Genomic DNA, 22,553 nt, shown 5'->3' on the forward strand with positions numbered 1-22,553 from the left:
GTTTTCCACAGATGCGGCAGGCCCCCTTGTCCCGACCGATCGTTCGGTTACTCTAACTCTGTCCGGCCGTTTCCGCCCAGGTCATGAGCTTCGAGGGGAGCTCATCAGACGAGGAGTTGGTCCCGCATGACCGCCGAACTCACCGCGCACGAGCTGATCGCCAGGCACCGGTCCACGCTTGACCAGGCGCTGGAGGCGATCCGCACGCGCGCGTACTGGTCCCCCCACCCCGAGCACCCCAAGGCGTACGGGGAACAGGGCAGCCTGGACGCGGCGGCGGGCAAGGCCGCCTTCGACGCCCTCCTCGGCACTCGTATCGACCTCGGCCAGCCCGGCACCGACGACTGGACCGGCGGCGAGGTCTCCCCGTACGGCATCGAGCTGGGCGTGACCTACCCGCACGCGGACATCGACACACTGCTGCCGGCGATGCGGGCCGGGCAGCCCGCCTGGCGCGACGCGGGCGCCGAGGCGCGGGCGCTGGTGTGTCTTGAGATCCTCAAGCGGATCAGCGACCGGACGCACGAGTTCGCGCACGCGGTCATGCACACCAGCGGCCAGGCCTTCATGATGGCGTTCCAGGCAGGCGGCCCGCACGCCCAGGACCGCGGCCTGGAGGCGGTGGCCTACGCCTACGCGGAGCAGGTCCGCACCCCCGAGACGGCCGAGTGGACCAAGCCGCAGGGCAAGCGCGACCCGCTCGCGCTGACGAAGACCTTCAAGCCGGTCCCGCGCGGCATCGCGCTGGTCATCGGCTGCAACACGTTCCCGACCTGGAACGGCTACCCGGGCCTGTTCGCCTCCCTCGCCACCGGCAACGCGGTCCTGGTGAAGCCGCACCCGCGCGCGGTGCTGCCGCTCGCCCTCACCGTGCAGGTCGCCCGCCAGGTCCTCACCGAGGCCGGCTTCGACCCGAACCTGGTGGCGCTGACGACCGAGCGCCCCGGCGAGGGCATCGCCAGGACGCTCGCGACCCGCCCGGAGATCCGGATCATCGACTACACCGGTTCGACCGCCTTCGGCGACTGGCTGGAGACCAACGCCCGGCAGGCGCAGGTCTACACGGAGAAGGCCGGCGTCAACACGGTCCTGGTCGAGTCGACCGACAACTACCAGGGGATGCTCTCCAACCTGGCCTTCTCGCTCTCCCTCTACAGCGGCCAGATGTGCACGACCCCGCAGAACCTGCTGATCCCCCGGGACGGCATCCGAACCGACGCGGGCCCGAAGACGTACGACGAGGTGGTCGCCGACATCGCCCGCGCGGTCGACGGCCTGCTCGGCGACGACGCCCGGGCGAACGCGCTGCTCGGCGCGATCGTCAACCCCGACGTCAAGGCCCGCCTGGAGGCCGCCGCGGGGCTCGGCGAGGTCGCCCTCGCCTCCCGCGAGATCGCCAACCCGGAGTTCCCGGGCGCGGTCGTGCGGACGCCGGTGATCGTGAAGCTGGACGGGGCGCGGAAATACTGGGAGGGGGCGGACGACGAGGCCGCCTACATGAGCGAGTGCTTCGGCCCGGTGTCCTTCGCCGTCGCCGTCGACTCCGCCACCGACGCGGTGGAGCTGCTGCGGCGGACCGTCCGTGAGAAGGGCGCGATGACGGTCGGGGCGTACACGGTCGACGCGGAGGTGGAGCAGGCCGTGGAGGAGGTCTGCCTGGAGGAGGCGGCCCAGCTGTCGCTGAACCTCGTCGGCGGGGTGTACGTCAACCAGACGGCCGCCTTCTCCGACTTCCACGGCTCGGGCGGCAACCCGGCGGCCAACGCCGCGCTGTGCGACGGGGCGTTCGTGGCGAACCGGTTCCGGGTGATCGAGGTGCGCCGGGAGTCGTAGGCACGCGGGGCGCGCGACCGGCCGACGTCAGCGGCAGGCATCGGTTCCTGACCTGACCGTCACCGATGCGTCGGCCGGCCCCCTTACAGGGCACTCCAGTGGTACAAGGTCATCGCTACGCTCGTCGCCAGGTTGTAGCTGCTCACCTGCGGGCGCATCGGCAGCCGTAGGAGATGGTCGGCACGCGTGCGTAGCTCCCCCGACAACCCGGTCCGCTCCGAGCCGAACGCGAGGATCGCGTCGTCGGGGAGCTTCGCCGTCCTGATGTCCTCGCCCTCCGGGTCCAGGGCGTACAGCGGGCCCTGCGGCAGGTCCGCCACGGTCATCCGCTCCACGGCCGTGGCGAAGTGGAGGCCCGCGCCGCCGCGGACGACCGTCGGATGCCAGGGGTCGAGGGTCCCGGTCGTGATGACTCCCGTCGCCCCGAAGCCCGCCGCCAGGCGGATCACCGCGCCCGCGTTGCCCAGGTTGCGCGGCTCGTCGAGGACCACGATCGGGGCCGTGCGCGGGACACGGGCCAGCTCGCGCAGGTTGGCCTCGCGGGACGGCCGTACGGCCAGGGCGGCCACGGCCGTGGGGTGCGGGCGCGGGACGAGGGACGCGTACGTCCGCGACGGCACCTCCGTCAGCAGCGCGGCCAGCGCCTGCGCCACGTCCGGGGCCAGCTCCCGCGCCAGGGCCAGCGCCGCCGCCCGGTCCGCCGTGACCGCCACCGGCACCTGCGCGCCGAAGCGCAGCGCGTGCTTGAGGGCGTGGAAGCCGTCGAGGAGGACGGCTGAGCCGGCCAGCCGCGCCCAGTGGTCCAGGGGGTCGGTCATGCCCCGAAGCCTACGCGGGGCTGCTCGTCGGCCTCCGGGAAGCGCTGCCCCGGCAGCTCGGGCTCGCTCCGGCGGAACCCGCGCTCACGCGCGCGTGCCGCCCAGCCGCCGATCCGGCGCAGGAAGGACGTCGGGAGGAAGACGGAGTCCGCCGCGATCATCGCCAGCGAGAAGAAGGGCAGACCGAGGACGACCGCGATCACCGCGTGCTCGGTCATCATCGCGGCCAGCAGCACGTTCTTCACCCGCCGGTTGAACAGCGTGAACGGGAAGGCGACCTGCACGGCGACCGTCCCGTAGGTCACCAGCATCACCAGCGTGCCGTTGGCGGACAGCAGGTCGGCGAGGGCCGGCCAGGGCGAGAAGTAGTCCAGGTGGAGCGGGTAGTAGACGGCGGTGCCGTCCTGCCAGCGAGAGCCCTGGATCTTGTACCAGCCGGCGGTGGCGTAGATCAGGCAGGCCTCGGCCATGATCACGAACAGGGCGCCGTTGTGCAGGATGTCGGCGATGACATCGAGCAGGATCCGGGGCTCGGGCGTGCGTGCCCAGCGGCCGGCCGCCCACCACAGGGCGGCGCCCGCCCAGGTCGCCCATATCAGGGCCGGGACCAGCCAGCCGCCGCCGGTGCGGCCGGTGAGGGCCGCCACCAGCAGGACGAGACCCGATGCCGCCCACAGCGCGGGGCCCGCCCGGTCGGGGGCCACTCGCTCGCCACGCGCGCGTGCGGCGCTCGCGCGGGCCGCCCTGCGCGCGTCCAGGGACCACACCTGGCCGCAGCGCGTGAACACCAGGTAGATGGACATCAGGTGCAGCACGTTGTCGCCGCCGTCGCCCACGAAGACGCTGCGGTTCTGCAGGGACAGCACCCCGATCATGAACAGCAGGGACGTGGCGCGGGTGCGCCAGCCCAGCATGAGCAGGGCGCCGGCGAGCACGGCGAGGAAGTAGCAGATCTCGAAGAAGGCCTGGCTGTCGGAGGACAGCAGCGCCGTGAAGGCGTGGTTGTCGGCGGTCAGCTGCTGGGCGAGGCCGAAGCTCCACGGGGCGTCGGGGCCGTACAGCTCCTGGCGGTGCGGGTACTCGCGCAGCAGGAACAGCAGCCAGGTGGCGGCGAAGCCGATGCGGACGACGGCCGTCTGGTACGGGCCGAGAGCCGCCCCGGTGACCTGGGCGATGGCACGGGACAGGCACAGAGCGAGACGGTTCACCGCACACCGCCGTTCGCCTCGTCCGCCGTGACCGTCCACCAGGGCAGCACCCGGTAGACGGGCGTGTCGGAGACCTTCTCACCGCTCCAGTCCGGTGGCGGCACGTTCGTGGTGCTGGAGCGCACCTGGACCCGCTCGATGGTGCCCTTCCGGCTCGTGGCGTCCCCCTCGTACATGCGCATCACGACGATCCGGCGCAGGTACTGCTCGGACAGGGAGCCGCGCAGGCCGATCGGGCGGTTGTCGGTGCCGTGCGTGGTCGTGAAGAAGTCCAAGGCCCGGCGCAGCTCGTTCTGCACGGTGTGGCTGGGCAGCAGGCTGCCGTCTATGGCCCTGCCGTCCTGTGCGGACAGATCGTTCCAGCCGGTCGTGGTCGTGGTGCCGTCCGGCATGAGCACGTCGGCGCGCACCTGCACGGCGATGTTCTGCTGCAGCGGGTTCGGTGCGAAGAGCTTCCAGTTCTGTTCGAACTCCGGGTACACCCACTCCTCGATCGCCTTGCCGTGCTGCTTGGTCACCGTGTTCGCCGGCGCCACGCTCAGGAACACCATCCCCAGGTGCACGCAGGCGGCGACGGCGACCAGGGCGAGGGCGAGGGCCGCGCCCACCTGGTAACGGGGCGAGAGGGCGGCGACGCCGGTGCGAGGGAGGGCGGGTGACTTTGCCTGAGAGACCGGATCGACCGGAGAAACCGGAGCGGCCGGAGAGACCGGAGCGGGTGGCGGGGCCGGTGGGGCGGACTCCGGCTCCGGACGCGTCCCGCTCGGGCTGTCCGGCCCGTGCCGGGCGTCCGCGCCCTCGTCGTACGCGTCGTCCATGCCGCCCCGTTCCCCGATCCCGTCACGCCGGCCGGGCGGCCGATCCGGGACCGCCCGGTGTGCCGCTGCCCGGCACTCGCACGGAACGGTACTCAGCACCGGCCACCGGGCGCAGCCCTGCGGGCGAGGCCGACGGCGTGGCCATCGCCACTCCGGGAGGGCCGGCGGCCCTCCCGGCCCGGGGCATCGGGGGCCTGTGCCCGAGATCACCCCAGGTCATACGGCATCCGGGCCCGGCCCCCGGTCACGCTCCGGCGAGTTTTCCACAGGCCGCGGCCAGCTTTTTCCACAGGGGTTGATCGCCCGCGCGGGCCCGGCCACCATGGGAATGGCCGAAACCGAACGATCGGACGGGACCGCGGGACGGCGGAACGGCGTCCGGGTCAGGCGGTCGCGCTCCGGGCGTGCAGCATGCGGTGGACGGCGTCCGTGCGTTCCAGGAGGGTGTTGCGGACCACGGGGGCCGCTTCCAGGGCCGTCTGCCGGGCTTTCTCGATGTACGCGGCATCGATGGCGTACGGCGGGAAGAGGTGGGAGGCGTAGGTCATCGCCGGGATCATGCCGCCCTGGTGCAGCTGGGGGACGGCGGCCAGGTAGCGCTCGGCGTAGGGGGCGAGCTGGGCGTCCTGGCCGGGGCGCCAGAAGGCGGCCGCCACCGGGGCGACCGCATGGACGGGCACCTCGCGGTCCACGGCCAGCCGCTGCCAGACCTCGGCCTTCGCGGCCGGGTCGGGAAGGGCGGCGCGGACCGTGAGGGCGCGCACCCAGGCATCGGGGTCGGGGTCGCGCGCGAGCAGGGCGGCGGACCGGGCGGTGACGTCGCCGCCGAGTTCGGCCTCGCGGACGAGGGCGCGCCAGTGCAGGTCGACGTCGTCGCCGGCCTGCTCGCGGAGCCAGGCCAGGTCCTCGGCGCCGGACGCGGTGCGGGCGAGGCCGCGCAGGGCGACCTGGCGGCGGCCCGGATCGGCGGCGAGCCGTCGGCAGGTCGCGGCCACGGCCTGCGCCAGCGCGGGGCGTTCCGCGGCGGGCGCCCAGAGTTCGGCGATGTTGGTGACGAGCGTGAGGTAGGGCTCGATCACGGCGTCGGAGGTCTCGGCCGCGAGGACCGCGGTGAGGCAGCGTCCGGCCTCGGCGGCCGTGGCCTCGCCGGCCGTGAGCATGTCCCAGACGGTGGCGGCGGCCGCGCCCCGGGAGATGGCCGTGGGCAGTTGGGCCGCGGCGCGGAAGAGGGTGTCCCGGGTGGTGGGGTCCGGGCGGGTGGTGGCGAAGGTGAGGTCGTCGTCGTTGATCAGGAGGAGGTCGGACGTGGCGGGAAGACCGGTGACGGGGGTACGGGCCTCGGTCACCTCGACGCGGACCAGCGCGGTGCGTCGCAGGCCGTCGCCGGCGCGGTCGTACGCGCCGACCGCCAGGACCTGGGGGCGCGGGTCGCCGTCGGCGACCAGGGTGACCGCGCCCCCGTCGTGCTCCAGGGTGAAGCGGTCGGTGCCGGCGGTCTCCAGCCAGGCCTTGCGCCAGGCTGCGAGATCGCGGCCGCTGGCCTCGGCGAGGGCGTCGATCAGGTCCTGGAGGGTGGTGGTGCCCCAGGCGTGGCGGGCGAAGTAGGCGGCCATGCCGGTGCGGAAGAGGTCCTCGCCGACGTAGGTCATCAGCTGTAGGAGGACGGAGGCGCCCTTGGGGTAGGTGATGTTGTCGAAGATCGACGCGGCCTGGGCGACGTCGTGGATGGGCTGGTGGATCGGGTGCGAGACGGGGCCCTGGTCGGAGAGGTACGCCCTGACCTTGCCGCCGAGGAGGTGGCCGGCCCACGCGTCGGTGTAGCGGGTGGCGCCCTCGGCGGCCCAGTGGCAGGCGAACTCGGCGAAGGCCTCGTTCAGCCAGAGGTCGTCCCACCAGCGCATGGTGACGATGTTGCCGAACCACATGTGCGCCATCTCGTGCAGCAGCACCACCGCGAGCAGCTCGCGCTCGGCGGGTGTCGGCGTGGCCCGCCGCAGGAAGCCGTCCGACCAGGTCACACAGCCGTAGTTCTCCATCGCGCCGCCGAACTCGGGCATGAAGACCTGGTCGTACTTGCGCTGCGGGAACGGCATCGCGAAGGCTTCGGCGTAGAAGGCGAGGCCCTGGCGGGTGAGGGTGAAGATCTCGTCGGCGTCGCGTTCGAGGACCTCGGCGAGCGAGCGGCGGGCGTAGATGCCGAGGTCGTGACCGTCGGCCTCGCGGCGGATCCCGTGGAAGGGGCCGGCGTTGACGACGGTGTTGTACACGGACAGCGGCGGGGTGTCCGGGAAGCTCCAGCGGCGGGCGGCGCCCTGCTCCTCGATCCGCGGGTCACCGGAGTTGCTGAGGACGGTCCAGGCGGCCGGGGCCGTGACCGTGAAGGCGTGTGGGGCCTTGAGGTCGGGCTGGTCGAAGCAGGCCCAGACGAAGCGGGCCTCGTCGGGTTCGAAGCTCGTCCAGACGTACACCTCGCCGTCGGCGGGGTCGGTGGCCTTGTGCACGCCCTCGCCGGTGGCCGTGCCGGCCTGGACGCTCTCGACGCGCAGCACGTTGTGCGCGGCCAGGCCGGGCAGCGGGATCCGGCCGTCACCGGAGGGGGTGAGCGGGTTGCCGTTCAGGGTGGCGGCGCGGACCTCGGCCGCGCAGTCGACGAAGGTCTCGGCGCCCGGTTCGGAGCAGGTGAAGGTCACTGTAGAGACGCAGCGGATCTCCGGCCCGGCGGGCAGGGCCGTGAGGTCGATGTCGACGTCGTACCGCTCGACCGTGATCAGTGCGGCCCGGCGTTCGGCCTCGGTCCGGGTCAGGCTGCGGATCCCCATGTGTCCTCCCTTGTGTGTCCGTCCCCCATCGGCGGACAGCGGCCGTCAGCCTACGACGGGGGGAGCTGGTGATCGCAGGGGTTTTCAGGTTCCCTTCTTCTAGAACCTGTTCTATCTTGACGGACCGTCAGATCAGCGGGACCCGCCGGGAGGACAGGACCGTGGACTTCACCTTCAGCGAGGAGCAGTTGGCGGCGGCCGAGGCGGCGCGCGGGGTGTTCGCGGGGGTGGCGCCGGACGCGGTGCCGAGCCCGGCGCTGACCACCGGTGCCGTGGCCGAGGGCTTCGACCGGGAACTGTGGGACAGGCTGGCGGGCGCGGATCTGCTGAGTCTGCTGCTGGGCGAGGAGTACGGCGGGGCCGGTCTGGACGCCATCGCGCTGTGCCTGGTGCTGCGGGAGTCGGCGAAGGTGCTGGCCAGGGTGCCGTTGCTGGAGCACAGCGCGGCTCTGGCGGCCGTACAGAGGTATGGGGCGGCGGAGTTGCGGGACCGGCTGGCGGCGCGGGCGGGGCGGGGCGAGCTGGTGCTGACCGTCGCCGCGAGCGGGCGCACCGGGCACGACCCGGCGGAGCTGGCGGTGACCGCCCGGCGGGACGGTGACGGCTGGGTGCTGGACGGGGTGCAGACGGCGGTGCCGTGGGTGTACGACGCCGATCTCGTCGTCGTACCGGCGCGCACGGAGGCGGACCGGAGCGTGCTGGCGCTGGTGGCGCCGGGAGGCGAGGGGGCCACGGCCGGGCTCGCGGTCGCCGAGCAGGTGTCGACCAGCGGGGAACGGTTCGGGGAGCTGCGGCTGGAGTCGGCGCGGGTCGCCGGGCGGGACGCGGTGGTGGCGGAGGGGGCCTGGGAGTGGCTGCGGGAGCTGCTGGTGACCGGGACGTGTGCGCTGGCCCTCGGGGTGGGTGAGCGGGTGCTGCGGTTGACCAGCGAGTACGCGGGGAAGCGGGAGCAGTTCGGACATCCGATCGCCACCTTCCAGGCGGTCGCCGTGCAGGCCGCCGACCGGTACATCGACCTGCGGGCCATGGAGGCGACGCTGTGGCAGGCGGCGTGGCGGATCGCGTCGGGGGCGGCCGGGGCGCTGCCGGCGGCCGGGGATGTGGCGGTGGCGAAGGTGTGGGCGGCCGAGGGGGTGCGGCGGGTGGTGCAGACCGCGCAGCATCTGCACGGCGGGTTCGGGGCCGACACCGAGTATGTGCTGCACCGGTACCACGCCTGGGCGAAGCAGATCGAGCTGGCCCTCGGGGGAGCCGGGGTCCATGAGGAGGCGCTGGGGGATCTGCTGGCCGCGCATCCCCTGGGATAGGGGATGCCGGAGCAGGGGGCGCCCGGTCGTAGGCGGTCTGCGGGTCGGCGGGGGCTGGTCGCGCCCGCGCGGCGCAAGCCGCACATCGAGCACAGCCCAGCGCCCCTTACGGGGCGCCCCGGTGTGCTCCTGATCCGGCCCCTCAGATGACGAAGCCCGGTTCTTCCCCGTCCGTGACGACTTCGCGGCCCGCTGCCTGCCACACCTGCATGCCGCCGTCCACGTTCACCGCGTCGATGCCCTGCTGGACCAGGTACATCGTGACCTGGGCCGAACGGCCGCCGGAGCGGCAGATGACGTGGACGCGGGCATCCTGGGGTGCCGCCTCGGTGAACTCGCCGTAGCGGGCCACGAACTCGCTGATCGGGATGTGCAGGGCGCCGGCGGCGTGACCCGCCTGCCACTCGTCGTCCTCGCGGACGTCCAGCAGGAAATCGCCGTCCTTGAGGTCCTCGACCCCGACCGTGGGCACACGTGCTGCGAAGTTCATGTCCCCGACGCTACCCGACGGGGCGGAGCGCTACTCCTGGGTCAGCAGGGCCGCCAGTTCCGCCTCGCGTTCGGTGACGTCCTGCTGGAGCCGCCCGGCGATCTCGTCGAGGAGGCCGTCGGGGTCGTCCGGGGCCAGCCGGAGGAGGCCGGCGATGGGGCCGTTCTCCAGTTCCTTGGCGACCAGGGCGAGCAGTTCCTTGCGCTCGGAGAGCCATTCCAGGCGGGCGTAGAGCTCCTCCGCACGGCTCGGCCTGCGCTCCGGCGGGACCGGGCCGGCCGCCCACTCCTCGGCCAGCTCCCGCAGCAGCGCCTCGTCGCCGCGGGCGTAGGCCGCGTTGACCCGGCTGAGGAACTCCTCGCGCCGCTCCTGCTCGGCCTCGTCCTGCACCAGGTCGGGGTGGGCCTTGCGGGCCAGCTCACGGTAGAGCCGGCGGGCCTCCTCGCTGGGACGAACCCGCTGCGGAGGCCGGACCTCCTGCTCGGTGAGCATCGCGACGGCCTCCGGGAACAGGCCGTTGCCGTCCATCCAGCCGTGCATCAGCTCCTCGACGCCGGGGATGGGAAGCACCCGGGCCCGGGCCTCCTCGGCGGCGCGGATGTCCTCGGGGTCGCCGGTGCGGGCGGCCTTGGCCTCGGCGATCCGCGCGTCCAGTTCTTCGATGCGTAGGTAGAGGGGGCCGAGCTTCTGTTCGTGCAGGCGGGAGAAGTTCTCCACCTCGACGCGGAAGGTCTCGACCGCGATCTCGTACTCGATCAACGCCTGCTCGGCGGCCCGCACGGCCCGCTCCAGCCGTTCCTCGGGCCGCGGTGCCTGGGACTGCTCAGCTTCCGGGGTCGTCACCCGACCAGCCTAGGGCCTGTCGCCGCCGACGGTGGCCGGGACCCACTCGGCGACCAGATCGGGGCAGGCCTCGACCAATGACCGCACCTCTCCGAAAGTCCGGGACCGGAGGCCGGGAGCCGGAGGCCGGGAGCCGAAGTCCGAAGGCCGGGAGCCGAAGTCCGAAGTCCGAAGGCCGGGAGCCGAAGGCCGGGAGCCGGAGACCGGAGCGCGGAGTTCACGCGGGTCACACCCCGAGCTCCGCGGCTATCCGGCCCGCCCGCACCGCGGCCGCCAGTTCCGCGTGGTCCGCCTCCGTGCGGTCGGCGTAGGCCACCGCGAACGCGGCGATCGCCTCGTCCAGTTCCTCGTTCTTTCCGCAGTAGCCGGCGATCAGGCGCGGGTCGGCGCTGTGGGAGTGGGCGCGGGCCAGCAGGGCGCCGGTCATCCTGCCGTAGTCGTCGATCTGGTCGGGGGCCAGGGCGGCCGGGTCGACGCTGCCCTTGCGGTTGCGGAACTGGCGGACCTGGTAGGGGCGGCCGTCCACCGTGGTCCAGCCGAGCAGGATGTCGCTGACCACCTGCATCCGCTTCTGGCCGAGGACCACCCGGCGGCCCTCGTGGCCGACGGCCGGCGTCTCGAAGCCGGCCGTGGCGAGATGGGGGACGAGCGCGGACGGGCGGGCCTCCTTGACCTGGAGGATCAGCGGCTCGCCGCGGTGGTCGAGGAGGAGGACGACGTAGGACCGGGTGCCGACGCTGCCGGTGCCGACGATCCGGAAGGCGACGTCGTGCGGGGTGTGCCGGGCGAGCAGCGGGTGGCGGTCCTCGGAGACTGTGGTGACGTAGTGCTCCAGGGCCGCGGTGACCGCCTCCGCCTCCGCGTCCGGGACCCGGCGCAGCACCGGGGCGGCGTCGACGAAGCGGCGGCCGCCGTCCGCGGTGGGCTCGGTGGAGCGGGCCGCGAACCGGCCGCTGGTGTTGGCGCGGGCCTTCTCCGAGACCCGGCGCAGGGTGCCGATCATGTCGTGGGCGTCGGAGTGCGAGACCAGTTCCTCGTCGGCGATCGCGTTCCACGCGTCCAGCACCGGGAGTCTGGCCAGCAGGCGCATGGTGTGGCGGTAGGCACCGGCCGCGTCGCCCGCGGCCTTGCGGCAGGTGTCCTCGTCGGCGCCCGCCTCCCGGCCGGCCAGCACCAGGGAGGCGGCGAGCCGCTTGAGGTCCCACTCCCAGGGGCCGAGCACCGTCTCGTCGAAGTCGTTCAGGTCGATGACGAGGTCGCCCTTCGGGTCCCCGTACAGGCCGAAGTTGGCCGCGTGGGCGTCGCCACAGATCTGGGTGGCGATCCTGGTCATCGGGGTGCGGGCCAGGTCGTGCGCCATCAGGCCGGCCGAGCCGCGCAGGAACGCGAAGGGGCCGGCCGCCATCCTGCCGACCCTTATCGGGACCAGTTCGGGGATGCGGTCCCGGTTGGACTCCTCGACCGCGCGGACCGCGTCCGGGCGGGAGCCGTCCAGGTCCAGGGCGGCGTGGCTGCGGCGCGGGACCGCCGAACGCAGCGCCTTGCCCTCCTCCTTGGGGGAGCCCTCCGAGGGCCACTGCGCAAAGCCCCTGGGCGCGGGCAGCTTGCGCCCGCCCGGCGTCGTCAGCTCTTCCGGTCCGGTCACGTCGACCGCCTCCCCCGTACTCCACGCACGCACGCGCACGAACATCAACTCGTGGAGACGGTACAGGTGGGGGCCGAAGCCCGTCAGACCCTGTGGATAACTTCGGGGTGGCCGGGGGGAGCATGCAGGTCACGCGGCATCTCCCGCGCCCACCGCGCCCACCGCGGCCGGCCGGGCGCGGGCGGCCATGCGGGCGGTACCGACCAGGCCCGCGGTACCGACCAGGCCCGCGGCGCCCGCCAGACCGCGCCGGAGCACCTCGGCGGGGTCGCCCGCGCCGCCGGCGCGCACCACGTCGGCGAAGTGGCGCATCTCCTTCTCCATCAGCGGGTGCACGTGCTCGGCCAGTTCCGGGGTGATGTCCCTGCCGAGGGAACGCAGCCGGCACTGCCACCACTGCTGGCGTTGATCACATCGATCAGCGCGGTGAGGTCCAGGCCGGTCTGAAGGCCGGCGAGGGCATCCACATGCTCATCGACCCCTGGCCGCCGACAGCCACGCCATCGCCCTCCCGCCGTTGCGGGCCGGCCCACTGGCCGCGCTCTTCGGCTTCACGAGGGACGGCATGGCCGTTCACCTCGGACGATCCCGTACGGGGGCACGTTTCTCCCCCCTCACAGCGGGCTTTCCCGGTGCCAGGCTGGCAGCCATACCCCCCGAGACCCCTTCCGAGGAGCACCACCAGCATGTCCGGTTCCGACCGTCCCACCGTCGCCGTCGCTTTCCATTCCGGGTACGGCCACACCGCCGTCCTCGCCGAGGCCGTGGCTCGCGGCGCGGCTGAAGCGGGCGCCCAGGTGATCTCCATCGCCGTGGACGCGATCAGCGAGGAGCAGTGGGCGCAGCTGGACGCCGCCGACGCGATCATCTTCGGCGCGCCCACCTACATGGGCACGGCGTCTGCCGCCTTCCACGCCTTCGCCGAGGCGAGCAGCAAGCGCTGGTACACGCAGACATGGGCCGACAAGATCGCCGCCGGTTTCACCAACTCCGGTGCCAAGAACGGCGACAAGTCCTCCACCCTCGGCTACTTCTTCACGATGGCCGCCCAGCACGGCATGCACTGGGTCAGCCTCGGCGTGCAGCCGGGCTGGGCCTCCACCGAGGGCAGCGAGGACGACGTCAACCGCCTCGGCTACTTCGTCGGCGCCGGCGCCCAGACCCCGGTCGATGCCGGCCCGGAGGCCGTCCACAGGTCCGACATCGCCACCGCCGAGGGCCTCGGCGCCCGCGTCGCGCGCCAGACCGCGTTCTTCCGCGCCGGCCGCACCGCCCTCGCGGTCTGAGAAACGCCCGGAGCCGTCGCGGAGAGCAACGCGCCCGGAGCCGTCGCGGAGAGCAACGAGAGAAAGAGAAAGAGGCAGTACCGATGGACAGCAACGCGCCCCTTCCCAGCGTCGGACAGACCTGGCTGGCGGACCTCGGTCCGGACACCCCGCTCGGCCACTTCACGGTGGAGATCACCTTCGACTCGGCGGCCCAGGTCAGCTTCGAGGTGACGGGCGGTGCCCTCAAGGGCCGGAAGCAGACGATGGAGTACACCGCCACCCGGCTCCGCGACGGTCTGTACGTCGTGCGCTGGACCGAGCCCGACGCCGGTGACCACGTCACGCACATCGAGGACTACACCGAGGGGACCTGCATGGCCAGCTCCGTCATCGGCGGCCGGTTCGTCCAGCTCCACGGGAAGTGGACCCGCGTCCGCTGAACGGTGGCCCGACGCCGCTGACTCCCGGTGGCCCTGGGACCGCGGCCCCAGGGCCACCGGAGTGCGTTGCGGGGATTTGTCCAGGGAGGAAACCCTCCCCTCTCACGGCCCGCGATTCCGTGCGACGCTGTCGAGCATGAGCAGGGACCCGCATCTGAACGAACTCGGGGAGTTCCTCAAGGCTCGCCGTGCCGAGCTCAACCCCGCCGAGCTGGGCCTTCCCGACAGCGGTCAGCAGCGGCGGGTACCGGGCCTGCGCCGCGAGGAGGTCGCCGTGCTGGCCGTCGTCAGCACCGACTACTACACCCGGATCGAGCAGGGCCGCCTCCAGCCGTCGGCTCCGCTGCTGGCCGAACTCGCGCGGGTGCTCCGCCTGAACGACGACCAGCGCGCCTATCTCTTCGAACTCGCGGGCAAGAACCTGCCACCCCGCGCCGGCGAGCGGCAGCAGATGAATCCCCAGGTGCAGCGCATGCTCGACGATCTCACCACCACGCCTGCCTTCGTGATCGGCCGCCGCACCGAGGTCGTGGGCTGGAACCGGCTGGCAGCCGCCCTGTTCGCCGACTTCGGACGGATCCCGGAGCCGGAGCGGCTCTACGTCCGGCTGCTGATCACCGACCCCGCCATGCGCCGGCTGTACGCGGACTGGGAAGAGGTCACCCGGCTGGCCGTCGCGCAGTTGCGCATGGAGAACGCCCGCTACCCGGACGACCCGCGGCTCACCGCCCTGGTCGGTGAACTCTCGGCTCGGGACGGCCAGTTCCGGCAGTGGTGGGCCGCCCACGACGTCGCCCTGCGGACGGCGGGCAGCAAGCGGCTGCGCCATCCCGTCGTCGGTGACCTCACCCTCGACTGGCACACCCTGGCCTGCACCGCCGAACCCGACCAGCACATCATCGTGTGGACCGCCCCGCCCGGCTCCCCGTCCCACGACGGACTGCGGCTCCTGGCGTCCTGGGCCGCGGACCAGAACCTGACGGCGTCCGGCAGCGCCACCACCCCGTAGCGCGTTCTGCCTGGGTTTCCCCGGGGGTCTCCGCTGCCGGAGCAGAGATCCTCCCCTCTCCCCGGCTGCCCGGGCCCGTGCCGAGGTGCCGGACGGGGTGGACGGCCTGGTGGACGGCGCGGCAGGGACCGTCCGGACGCCGCGGGTACGGCGTGCGGGTCAGGCGCCGCGAGTGATGCGGCTGCTGTGGCGAGGGCCGGCGTACTCGGCCTCGGTGACGTGGTCGAGCCAGTCGACCTCGTCGGTCTCCCACATCGCGATGTGGACCATGAAGTGGTCCGGGGCCGCGCCGTGCCAGTGCTCCTCGCCCGGCGGAGTCCAGACCACGTCACCGGGGTGGGCTTCGAGGATGTCGCCGCCGCGGGACTGGATCAGGGCGATGCCCTCGACGATGTACAGGGTCTGGCCCAGGCCGTGGGAGTGCCAGGCGGTGCGGGCACCGGGCGCGAAGCGCACCGCGTTGGCACGGGTCCGGGACGGCTCCTCGCCACGGTAGATCACATCCGCCCACGCGTCCCCGGTGAACCACTTCCCGGGCAGCTTCGTCGTCGGCGGCTTCGGCAACAGTTCCATGATCGATTCCTTGGTGTTTCGCGCAGGTTCGTGCCGGTCAGAGCGTTGGATCGAGGGCTGGTGGCCCCCGGCGCCGTCAGCTCGGCGGCTGCGACGCCGGCAGGTGCCGGCCGGCGGCCCAGGAGGCGAGGATGCGCAGGCGGTCGTGCGTGGCGGAGCCGGGGGCCGCGGTCCAGACCGTGAGGTGCTGGTCCGGGTCGGTGTTCGCGGTCAACGTGTCCCAGTCCAGGACGAGTTCGCCGACGACCGGGTGGTTGAGGGTCTTGGTGCCCACCGTGCGGCCCGCGACACGGTGGTCGCCCCACCACTGGGCGAACTGCTTGTCCCGCAGCGACAGTTCACCGACCAGCTCGATCAGGCGGGGATCGTCGGGGTATTTCGCGGCCTCCATGCGCAGCTGCGCCACGGAGATCTTCGCGGAGTTCTCCCAGTCGGCGTAGAGGGTGCGCATGGCCGGGTCGGTGAACTGGATCCGGGGGTAGTTGCGGTGCTTCTCCGGGAGCCGGGAGAAGTCGGTGACCAGCGCGGCGGCCAGGGCGTTCCACGCCAGGACGTCCCCACGGCGGCCCTGCACGACGGCCGGGGTCGCGGTCAGGTCGTCCAGCACCCGCTGCAACTGCGGCTGGACCTGCTGCCGACCGCGCCGCCGGGTGCGGGTGCTGGGCTTGCCGGCGAGCTGGAAGAGGTAGCCGCGTTCGTCGTCGTCCAGGTGGAGCACCCGGGCGAGGACGTCCAGCACGGGCGCGGACGCCTGCATGCGGCCCTGTTCGAGGCGGGTGTAGTAGTCGGTGCTGATGGCGGCGAGCTGGGCGACCTCCTCACGGCGCAGTCCCGCCACCCGGCGGGGCTTGCCGGTCTCGGGCAGTCCGACCGCGCGGGGGCTCAGCTCCGAGCGACGCTTCCTGAGGAACTCTCCCAGCTCGTTGAGGGGGACATCGCTGGTCATGCCGCCCAGCATGACACCGATCACAGGAGAGGAAGGGGGAGGGAAGGGGGGAGGAATTCTTCCCAGGATGTTCCCCTCCCCGGATGGATTCCTCCGCTTTTCGTGCCTGACCTCCCATGTGAGCCTCGATCGTGAGCAGCCGTGACCGACGACGTCGGCCGCGGCATCCCCACCCCCGCAGCGAAGGAACACGATCATGCGCGGAGCAGTCATCCACGCCCCCGGCGACGTGCGCTTCGAGACCCTGGACGACCCGAAGATCAGCCGCCCCACCGACGCGGTCATCCGCACGGTCGCCACCTGCGTGTGCGGCTCGGACCTGTGGCCGTACCGCGGCCTGGAGCCCATCGGCGCCCCGCACCCGATGGGACACGAATACGTCGGCATCGTCGAGGAGGTCGGCGCCGAGGTCACCCACGTCAAGCCGGGCCAGTTCGTGGTCGGCTCCTTCGCCACCTCGGACAACACCTGCGCGAACTGCCGCAACGGCTGGCAGTCGAGCTGTCTGCACCGGGAGTTCATGAGCACCTGCCAGGCCGACTACGTCCGCATCCCCAACGCCCACGGCACCCTGGTCGCCACCGACGAGCACCCGTCGGGCGACCTCGTGCCCAGCCTGCTCGCCGTCTCCGACGTGATGGGCACCGGCTGGTACGCCGCCCTCGCCGCCGAGGTCAAGCCGGGTTCGACGGCCGTCGTGGTCGGGGACGGCGCGGTCGGCCTGTGCGGGGTCATCGCCGCGAAGGAGCTCGGCGCCGAGCGGATCATCGCGATGAGCCGCCACGAGTCCCGGCAGAAGCTGGCCGCCGAGTTCGGCGCGACCGACATCGTCAGCGAGCGCGGCGAGGACGGCGTCGCCCGGATCAAGGAGCTGACCGGCGGCATCGGCGCCGACAGCGTGCTGGAGTGCGTCGGCACCGCCGAGTCCATGCGGCAGGCCCTGCACTCCGCCCGCCCCGGCGGCAACGTCGGCTTCGTCGGCGTTCCGCACGAGGTCGCCGTCGACGGCCAGGAACTGTTCTTCTCCCAGGTCGGCCTGCGCGGCGGCCCCGCCCCCGTCCGCCGCTTCCTCCCCGACCTCGTCGACCGCGTGCTGTCCGGCCGCATCAACCCCGGCAAGGTCTTCGACCTCACCCTCCCCCTGGACCAGGTCGCCGAGGGCTACAGGGCGATGGACGAGCGCCGCGCGATCAAAGCCCTCCTCAAGCCCTGACCGTCGCCGGAACCACCGCGTTCACCGCGGCCCTACTCCGGGTTCGGGCGGACTCCGTCCAGAAGGTTGTTCACGAGCGCGACGACGAAGTCGTCGGTGACAGGTTCGTCGGGGATGAGCAGTCGGTGGTACACGGCGCCCCAGAGCTGGTCGACGAGGACCTGCACGTCGATGCCGGTGCGGATCTGGCCGACTTCCTGAGCCCGGTGGAGGCGCTCCGCGGCCAGCCGCCGCCGGTGCGAGGAGTACAGCTTCCGGTAGGCGGTGGCCAGGTCCTCGTCGGTCTGTGACTCGCCGATCAGCTCGGTCAGTACGCGCCCGCCCGGGGTGTGGGTCATCACATCGGCGAAGGCACGGAGTTGGGTGAGCAGGTCGGCGCGGATGTCTCCGGTGTCGGGGAAGGCGAGCGTCTGCTCGACGGCGTGGAAGTAGCCGTCCAGGGCCAGCGCTCCTTTGGAGGGCCACCACTTGTAGAGGGTGGTCTTGCTGACGCCCGATGCCCTGGCGATGCGTTCGAAGGTGAGGTCGGCGATGCCTTCGGTGAGCAGCAGCTCGCCGGCGGTGCGCAGGACGTCTGCTCGGACCTCGTCCGCGGGGCGGCGCCCTCGTCCGCGGGCGTTGCCTTCCTTGGCAGCCGGGCCGTTCGCCTTGTTCGCCACGTGTGCTCCTGCTCGGTTGCCGGGAATGATGCCAGTTCCCCTCGCGGCCGGTTTCACGGCGTGATCCGCAGGCTCGCGATCAGCCCGTCGCGCAGGCCGAAGGTCATGGCGCCGGTGCCGTTGTGACCGTTGCCGGTCACTGTCAGGGTCGCGACACAGGTGTGCGAGGACGTGTGCGAGGACGTGTACGAGGCCGGGCCGGGCTCGATCGCGTTCAGCTCGAAGTGTGCCTGGACGCCGATGTTGTCGGTGCGGTCCCAGGCGCGCACGCCGTCGCGGCCGCGGTACACGCGGCCCCAGTCGTCGAGGTACGCGTCGTGGGTGAACGCGGCGGCGAACGCCTCGGCGTCGCCGCGGTTGGTCGCCTCGATGAACGTCTGGACGGCGGCCGGGATTTCGATGGCGGTCATGGTGATTGCCTCGGTGGTGCGGGGAACCGGGACGGGGATGGGCTGACGTCCCTCGCCCGTCCCGGGCCCGGGGTGTCAGCGCTGGACGGTGAGCAGGTCGGCGAGGTCGATGCGGGTGAGGAACTCACGGCGGATGCGGTCAGCGACCTCGGAGACCTCCTCGGATCCGTCGTCGGCGGGGTCGATGTGGACGCGGAAGGGACGCTCTCCGGCGGGCAGGGCGATGATGCGGGCGATCTCGTCGGAGACCAGCGACGCGGACGCGCCCTTGGGGGCGAGAGCGGCGAGCTTGGCCGCCACCTGATCCATCAGGCCGGCGTACCTGGTCTCGTACTCGGCCTCGACGGTGGTGTCATCGGGGCGGCCGGAGTGGGCGAAGTGGTTGGTGCCGCTGGTGAACGAGCCGGGAACGATGATCGAGGTCTCCACGCCCCAGCGGGCGAGTTCGCCGGCGTAGGACACCGCGAGGGAGTCCATGCCGGCCTTGGCGGCGAAATAGGGGGCGAGGTAGGGCGGGGTGCCGCCCTTGACGCTGGTGCTGGAGACCCAGACCACCAGTCCCTGTCCACGCCTGCGCATGCCCGGCAGCGCGGCGCGGTTGACGCGCTGGGTCGACAGCACGTTCACGTCGTAGAGCTCGGCGAGCTGGTCGGGGGTGAACGCCTCGGCCGGCCCAGTCACCATGTGCCCGGCGTTGTGGATCAGCACATCGATCCGGCCGTGCGCTGCCTCGATCCTCGCGACGGCGGTGTCGACCGAGTCCTGGGAATTCACATCGAGCTCGATGGAGCGCAGATCGACGTCGTGCTCGTGGGCGTGGTCGGCGGCGGCCCGGACCTGGGGCGCGTTGCGGCCGGTGGTCTCGCGCATGCCGGCGTAGACCGTGTGGCCGGCGTCGGCCAGCGCGCGGGCGGTCAGCGCCCCGAAACCGCTGGAGGCGCCGGTGATGACGACGACGTTGCCGGTGGTGGACATGGACGTGGTTCCTTTCAGCGGGGGCAGCGGGGGCGGCGAGGCGGGACGGTGCGGGGGCGGCCCTGTCAGGCGAGGCCTCCGTTGGCGTAGAGGATCTGTCCGTTGACCCAGCGCGCGGGGCCGGCGAGGAACGAGACGACCTCGGCGATGTCCTCGGGCCGGCCCAGACGCTCCAGCGGGGTCGCCTTGGCGAAGTTCGCGATGGCGGCGTCGTCCTTGCCGTCCAGGAACAGCGGTGTGGCGGTGGGGCCGGGGGCGACGGCGTTGACGGTGACGTCCCGGCCGCGCAACTCACGGGCCAGGGTGAGGGTCAGGCCCTCGACCGCGGCCTTGCTGGCGACGTAGGCGCCGTAGGCGGGCAGCTGGGTGCGGACCACCGAGGTCGAGAAGTTGACGATCGCGCCACCCGGGCGGACCTTCCGCGCCGCCTGCTGGGAGACGACGAAAGTGCCGCGGATGTTCGTGCGGTGCATCCGGTCCAGGTCGGCGAGGTCGAACGTCGCGACCGGGCCCAGGATCATGATGCCGGCGGTGTTCACGACCACGTCGACGCCGCCGAAGGCCGCCTCGACCGCGTCGAACGCCGCGCTCATCGCACTCTCGTCAGCGACATCGCCTCCCACCGCCAGGGCCCTGCCACCGGCCGCGGTGATCGCGGACACGGTTTCCTCGGCCCTGGCCTTGTTGCCCGCGTACTGCACGGCGACCGCGAGGCCGTCCTGGGCGAGCCGCTCGGCCACGGCCCGGCCGATGCCGCCCGAGCCGCCGGTGACCAGCGCGACGCGGTGGGTGATGGGGCTGCTCATGGTTGTTCTCCTCCCGGTCCATCAAATGAACGACGCGTACATATAAGCAAGTAATGAACGTGCCGTCCATATCTGCGGGCAAGATTTTTCCGAGCGGGCGAGGACGGGCCCCTCTTCGCGTACGGCGGCCCGGCGTGACAGAAGGTCCGCTTCCGGACTCCGCAACCGCGTCGAGGGCTGACAACGGCTACGCCAAGAACCCCCTCACCGGGGGCATCGAATCCGCGGGCTCGACCCCGACGAGGCACCTGGCCCCGGCGGCGTAGATCAATCCGGTCCCGAGCACCGCAGCACCGCGCGCCACAGCACTGCGGCACCGCGCACCGCGGCACCGCAAAAGACAGGCCCCGCCCGTGAGATAGCTCACGAGCAGGGCCTTTGGCAGGTGCCGACAATGCTGTGCGATGCCTCACAGCCGCCGGACAGCCACTGCACGATCGCCGGACAACGAGAAGCGGGCCCCTGCGGTGACTTCCGTCACCGGCAGAGACCCGATTCGTCGGTTCATCTCTGTGCGCGAGGGGGGAGTTGAACCCCCACGCCCTTGCGGGCACTGGAACCTGAATCCAGCGCGTCTGCCTATTCCGCCACCCGCGCATTGGGTGTGTCTTCCGGCTTCGACCCCTTGTTTCCCTTGGGGTGGCGCCTTCCGACATCGAGAACATTAGCACGTGGGGCCGGGTGGGTTCACATCCCTTGTCGCGGGGCAGCGCTCACCTGGCGATCACGTACCGAGCAGTCGGCCATCACGTATCAACCTCGTACCGGTAGAGCCCATCTGTCCAGGAGACGGATCGGGTCCACAGTCAGGTGCGGGACACTGGTCGTGGGCCACCTCTACGATCCATGGCAGAAGGAGTGCCGATCCCGGCCGGGAGAAGCACGCCGAGGAGTTCGAAGGGGGGCCGCTGGGGGAACCGGCTGTTTGCCGGGCGCGTAGATACGATCAGTGAGCGGTAACGGCAACGGCAACGGCAGGCAGTACGGGCAAGGCGACAGAGGAGGTGCCCTGTGGGAGTCCTGAAGAAGTTCGAGCAGCGTCTCGAAGGTCTGGTCAACGGCACCTTCGCCAAGGTGTTCAAGTCCGAGGTCCAGCCCGTGGAGATCGCCGGCGCGCTACAGCGCGAGTGCGACAACAACGCGACCATCTGGAACCGGGACCGCACCGTCGTACCCAATGACTTCATCGTGGAGCTGAGCGCGCCCGACTTCGAGCGGCTCAGCCCCTACTCCGGACAGCTCGGCGACGAGCTGGCCGGGATGGTCCGCGACTACGCCAAGCAGCAGCGCTACACCTTCATGGGGCCGATCAAGGTCAACCTGGAGAAGGCCGAGGACCTCGACACCGGCCTGTACCGGGTGCGCAGCCGTACGCTCGCCTCCTCCAGCAACCAGCAGGCCCCCGAGCGTGCCCCCGCGAGCGGCGCCCCGCAGCGTCCGGGCGGCTACGGCTACCCGCCGCAGAGCGCGGCCGCGCCGCCGATGCCGAGCGCCCCGCCGCCCGGCGCCCGCCCCGGCGGCTACGGCTACCCGCAGCCGGCCCAGCCGGCCGCCCAGCGGCCGCCCTCGGGCCCCGTCGGCGCCCCCGTGCCCGGCTCCCGCACCCGCTACTGGATCGAGATCAACGGCGCCCGCCACCAGATCTCCCGCGCGACGCTGGTGCTGGGCCGCAGCACCGAGGCCGACGTGCGGATCGACGACCCCGGCGTGTCCCGCCGGCACTGCGAGATCCGGACCGGTTCGCCCTCGACGATCCAGGATCTCGGGTCCACCAACGGCATCGTGGTGGACGGGCAGCACACCACCCGCGCTACGCTCCGCGACGGCTCGCGGATCGTCGTGGGCAGCACCACCATCATTTACCGGCAAGCCGAAGGGTGAAGCGGGGGCAATGTCAGAGCTGACCCTCACGGTCATGCGGCTGGGTTTCCTGGCCGTACTGTGGCTGTTCGTGATCGTGGCCGTGCAGGTCATCCGCAGCGACCTGTTCGGTACGCGCGTCACCCAGCGCGGATCGCGAAGGGACGAAGGCCGCCGCCAGCAGCCCGCCGCCCGCCAGCAGGCCGCGCCCCCGCAGCAGCGCGGCCAGCAGCCCGCCGCCGGCGGCCGCCGCCGCAACGCCCCCACCAAGCTGGTCGTCTCCGAGGGCACCCTCACCGGTACGACGGTCGCCCTCCAGGGCCAGACCATCACCCTCGGCCGCGCCCACGACTCGACGATCGTGCTGGACGACGACTACGCCTCCAGCCGTCATGCCAGGATCTACCCGGACCGCGACGGCCAGTGGATCGTCGAGGACCTCGGCTCGACCAACGGCACCTACCTGGACCGGTCCCGGCTGACGACTCCCACGCCGATCCCGCTGGGCGCGCCGATCCGCATCGGCAAAACCGTCATCGAGCTGCGGAAGTAGTGCTACATCATGGATAGGCGCGAGCGGAGCGAGCACGCAGCGGCGGACCGGACGCCGGTC

General features: G+C 72.1%; 22 protein-coding genes and 1 tRNA gene. 8 read left to right on the top strand and 15 right to left on the bottom strand.

All coding sequences use genetic code 11. The features are described from left to right. Positions 1–126: 126 nt before the first annotated feature. Positions 127–1,833 (top strand): phenylacetic acid degradation protein PaaN, encoded by a 1,707-nt coding sequence (gene paaN / locus AB0P24_RS25845; protein ID WP_365797856.1) that lies wholly within the window; start codon positions 127–129, stop codon positions 1,831–1,833. An 83-nt stretch (positions 1,834–1,916) separates the two neighbouring features. On the opposite strand, the gene AB0P24_RS25850 is transcribed toward paaN, so the two are convergent. The 4 genes from AB0P24_RS25850 to pepN all read right to left on the bottom strand — a co-directional run bounded on the left by AB0P24_RS25850 (position 1,917) and on the right by pepN (position 7,496). Next, positions 1,917–2,651 carry a TrmH family RNA methyltransferase gene (locus AB0P24_RS25850; RefSeq protein WP_365797858.1) on the bottom strand — a complete coding sequence of 245 codons (735 nt, stop codon included), beginning with the start codon at positions 2,649–2,651 and terminating at the stop codon, positions 1,917–1,919. Continuing rightward, positions 2,648–3,859, bottom strand: coding sequence for an HTTM domain-containing protein (locus AB0P24_RS25855; protein WP_365797860.1), 1,212 nt, complete (start codon positions 3,857–3,859; stop codon positions 2,648–2,650). The genes AB0P24_RS25850 and AB0P24_RS25855 overlap by 4 nt, the downstream gene beginning before the upstream one ends. After that, positions 3,856–4,677, bottom strand: a complete 822-nt coding sequence (locus AB0P24_RS25860) for a DUF5819 family protein (protein WP_365797862.1) — start codon at positions 4,675–4,677, stop codon at positions 3,856–3,858. Before AB0P24_RS25860 ends, AB0P24_RS25855 begins: the two co-directional genes overlap by 4 nt. A 383-nt stretch (positions 4,678–5,060) precedes the next feature. After that, on the bottom strand, positions 5,061–7,496 hold the full coding sequence (pepN, locus tag AB0P24_RS25865; protein ID WP_365797864.1) for an aminopeptidase N: 2,436 nt from the start codon (positions 7,494–7,496) through the stop codon (positions 5,061–5,063). A 161-nt stretch (positions 7,497–7,657) separates the two neighbouring features. Between pepN and AB0P24_RS25870 the strand changes: the two genes are divergently transcribed. Beyond that, on the top strand, positions 7,658–8,803 hold the full coding sequence (locus AB0P24_RS25870) for an acyl-CoA dehydrogenase family protein (RefSeq protein ID WP_365797962.1): 1,146 nt from the start codon (positions 7,658–7,660) through the stop codon (positions 8,801–8,803). 142 nt (positions 8,804–8,945) lie between these two features. On the opposite strand, the gene AB0P24_RS25875 is transcribed toward AB0P24_RS25870, so the two are convergent. The 4 genes from AB0P24_RS25875 to AB0P24_RS25890 all read right to left on the bottom strand — a co-directional run bounded on the left by AB0P24_RS25875 (position 8,946) and on the right by AB0P24_RS25890 (position 12,093). Beyond that, positions 8,946–9,275, bottom strand: a complete 330-nt coding sequence (locus AB0P24_RS25875; protein WP_365797964.1) for a rhodanese-like domain-containing protein — start codon at positions 9,273–9,275, stop codon at positions 8,946–8,948. A 48-nt stretch (positions 9,276–9,323) separates the two neighbouring features. Beyond that, positions 9,324–10,136: a hypothetical protein gene (locus AB0P24_RS25880; protein ID WP_365797866.1), complete on the bottom strand. Its 813-nt coding sequence runs from the start codon at positions 10,134–10,136 to the stop codon at positions 9,324–9,326. Between the two features lie 226 nt (positions 10,137–10,362). After that, on the bottom strand, positions 10,363–11,826 hold the full coding sequence (locus AB0P24_RS25885) for a DUF2252 domain-containing protein (protein ID WP_365797868.1): 1,464 nt from the start codon (positions 11,824–11,826) through the stop codon (positions 10,363–10,365). A gap of 84 nt (positions 11,827–11,910) precedes the next feature. Beyond that, complete coding sequence (locus tag AB0P24_RS25890; protein ID WP_365797870.1) at positions 11,911–12,093, bottom strand: hypothetical protein; 183 nt, start codon at positions 12,091–12,093, stop codon at positions 11,911–11,913. Positions 12,094–12,467: 374 nt separating this feature from the next. Here AB0P24_RS25890 and AB0P24_RS25895 point away from each other — a divergent pair, with 374 nt between their 5' ends. From AB0P24_RS25895 to AB0P24_RS25905, 3 genes are all read left to right on the top strand, one after another. Next, positions 12,468–13,067, top strand: a complete 600-nt coding sequence (locus AB0P24_RS25895) for a flavodoxin family protein (RefSeq protein ID WP_365797872.1) — start codon at positions 12,468–12,470, stop codon at positions 13,065–13,067. An 83-nt stretch (positions 13,068–13,150) separates the two neighbouring features. Continuing rightward, positions 13,151–13,489 (top strand): hypothetical protein, encoded by a 339-nt coding sequence (locus tag AB0P24_RS25900; protein WP_365797874.1) that lies wholly within the window; start codon positions 13,151–13,153, stop codon positions 13,487–13,489. Between the two features lie 136 nt (positions 13,490–13,625). Continuing rightward, positions 13,626–14,498 carry a helix-turn-helix transcriptional regulator gene (locus AB0P24_RS25905; protein ID WP_365797876.1) on the top strand — a complete coding sequence of 291 codons (873 nt, stop codon included), beginning with the start codon at positions 13,626–13,628 and terminating at the stop codon, positions 14,496–14,498. A gap of 159 nt (positions 14,499–14,657) precedes the next feature. Here AB0P24_RS25905 and AB0P24_RS25910 read toward each other — a convergent pair whose 3' ends face one another. Both AB0P24_RS25910 and AB0P24_RS25915 read right to left on the bottom strand, forming a co-directional pair. Continuing rightward, positions 14,658–15,071 carry a cupin domain-containing protein gene (locus AB0P24_RS25910; RefSeq protein WP_365797878.1) on the bottom strand — a complete coding sequence of 138 codons (414 nt, stop codon included), beginning with the start codon at positions 15,069–15,071 and terminating at the stop codon, positions 14,658–14,660. A 76-nt stretch (positions 15,072–15,147) separates the two neighbouring features. Continuing rightward, positions 15,148–16,029 carry a helix-turn-helix transcriptional regulator gene (locus AB0P24_RS25915; protein WP_365797880.1) on the bottom strand — a complete coding sequence of 294 codons (882 nt, stop codon included), beginning with the start codon at positions 16,027–16,029 and terminating at the stop codon, positions 15,148–15,150. Positions 16,030–16,213: 184 nt separating this feature from the next. Between AB0P24_RS25915 and AB0P24_RS25920 the strand changes: the two genes are divergently transcribed. Beyond that, entirely contained in the window at positions 16,214–17,230 is a 1,017-nt protein-coding gene (locus tag AB0P24_RS25920) for a zinc-dependent alcohol dehydrogenase family protein (protein WP_365797882.1), read from the top strand. Positions 17,231–17,262: 32 nt separating this feature from the next. On the opposite strand, the gene AB0P24_RS25925 is transcribed toward AB0P24_RS25920, so the two are convergent. The 5 genes from AB0P24_RS25925 to AB0P24_RS25945 form a co-directional block, all read right to left on the bottom strand. Next, the gene (locus AB0P24_RS25925) at positions 17,263–17,889 is read right to left on the bottom strand and encodes a TetR/AcrR family transcriptional regulator (protein ID WP_365797884.1); all 627 of its coding nucleotides are present in this window, start codon (positions 17,887–17,889) and stop codon (positions 17,263–17,265) included. Positions 17,890–17,942: 53 nt separating this feature from the next. After that, positions 17,943–18,299, bottom strand: coding sequence for a nuclear transport factor 2 family protein (locus AB0P24_RS25930; protein WP_365797886.1), 357 nt, complete (start codon positions 18,297–18,299; stop codon positions 17,943–17,945). Positions 18,300–18,374: 75 nt separating this feature from the next. Further along, a complete protein-coding gene (locus AB0P24_RS25935; RefSeq protein ID WP_365797888.1) occupies positions 18,375–19,274 on the bottom strand; it encodes an SDR family oxidoreductase in 900 nt (299 codons plus the stop codon). 65 nt (positions 19,275–19,339) lie between these two features. Beyond that, positions 19,340–20,080: an SDR family oxidoreductase gene (locus tag AB0P24_RS25940; protein WP_365797890.1), complete on the bottom strand. Its 741-nt coding sequence runs from the start codon at positions 20,078–20,080 to the stop codon at positions 19,340–19,342. A gap of 513 nt (positions 20,081–20,593) precedes the next feature. Next, a tRNA-Leu gene (locus AB0P24_RS25945) sits at positions 20,594–20,677 on the bottom strand. A gap of 414 nt (positions 20,678–21,091) precedes the next feature. Here AB0P24_RS25945 and AB0P24_RS25950 point away from each other — a divergent pair. Further along, positions 21,092–21,961: a DUF3662 and FHA domain-containing protein gene (locus tag AB0P24_RS25950; protein WP_365797892.1), complete on the top strand. Its 870-nt coding sequence runs from the start codon at positions 21,092–21,094 to the stop codon at positions 21,959–21,961. Positions 21,962–21,971: 10 nt separating this feature from the next. After that, a complete protein-coding gene (locus AB0P24_RS25955) occupies positions 21,972–22,493 on the top strand; it encodes an FHA domain-containing protein (RefSeq protein WP_365797894.1) in 522 nt (173 codons plus the stop codon). The last annotated feature ends 60 nt before the right edge of the window (positions 22,494–22,553 follow it).

This window comes from Streptomyces sp. NPDC086519 (assembly GCF_040686075.1).
Taxonomy (GTDB): domain Bacteria; phylum Actinomycetota; class Actinomycetes; order Streptomycetales; family Streptomycetaceae; genus Streptomyces; species Streptomyces shenzhenensis.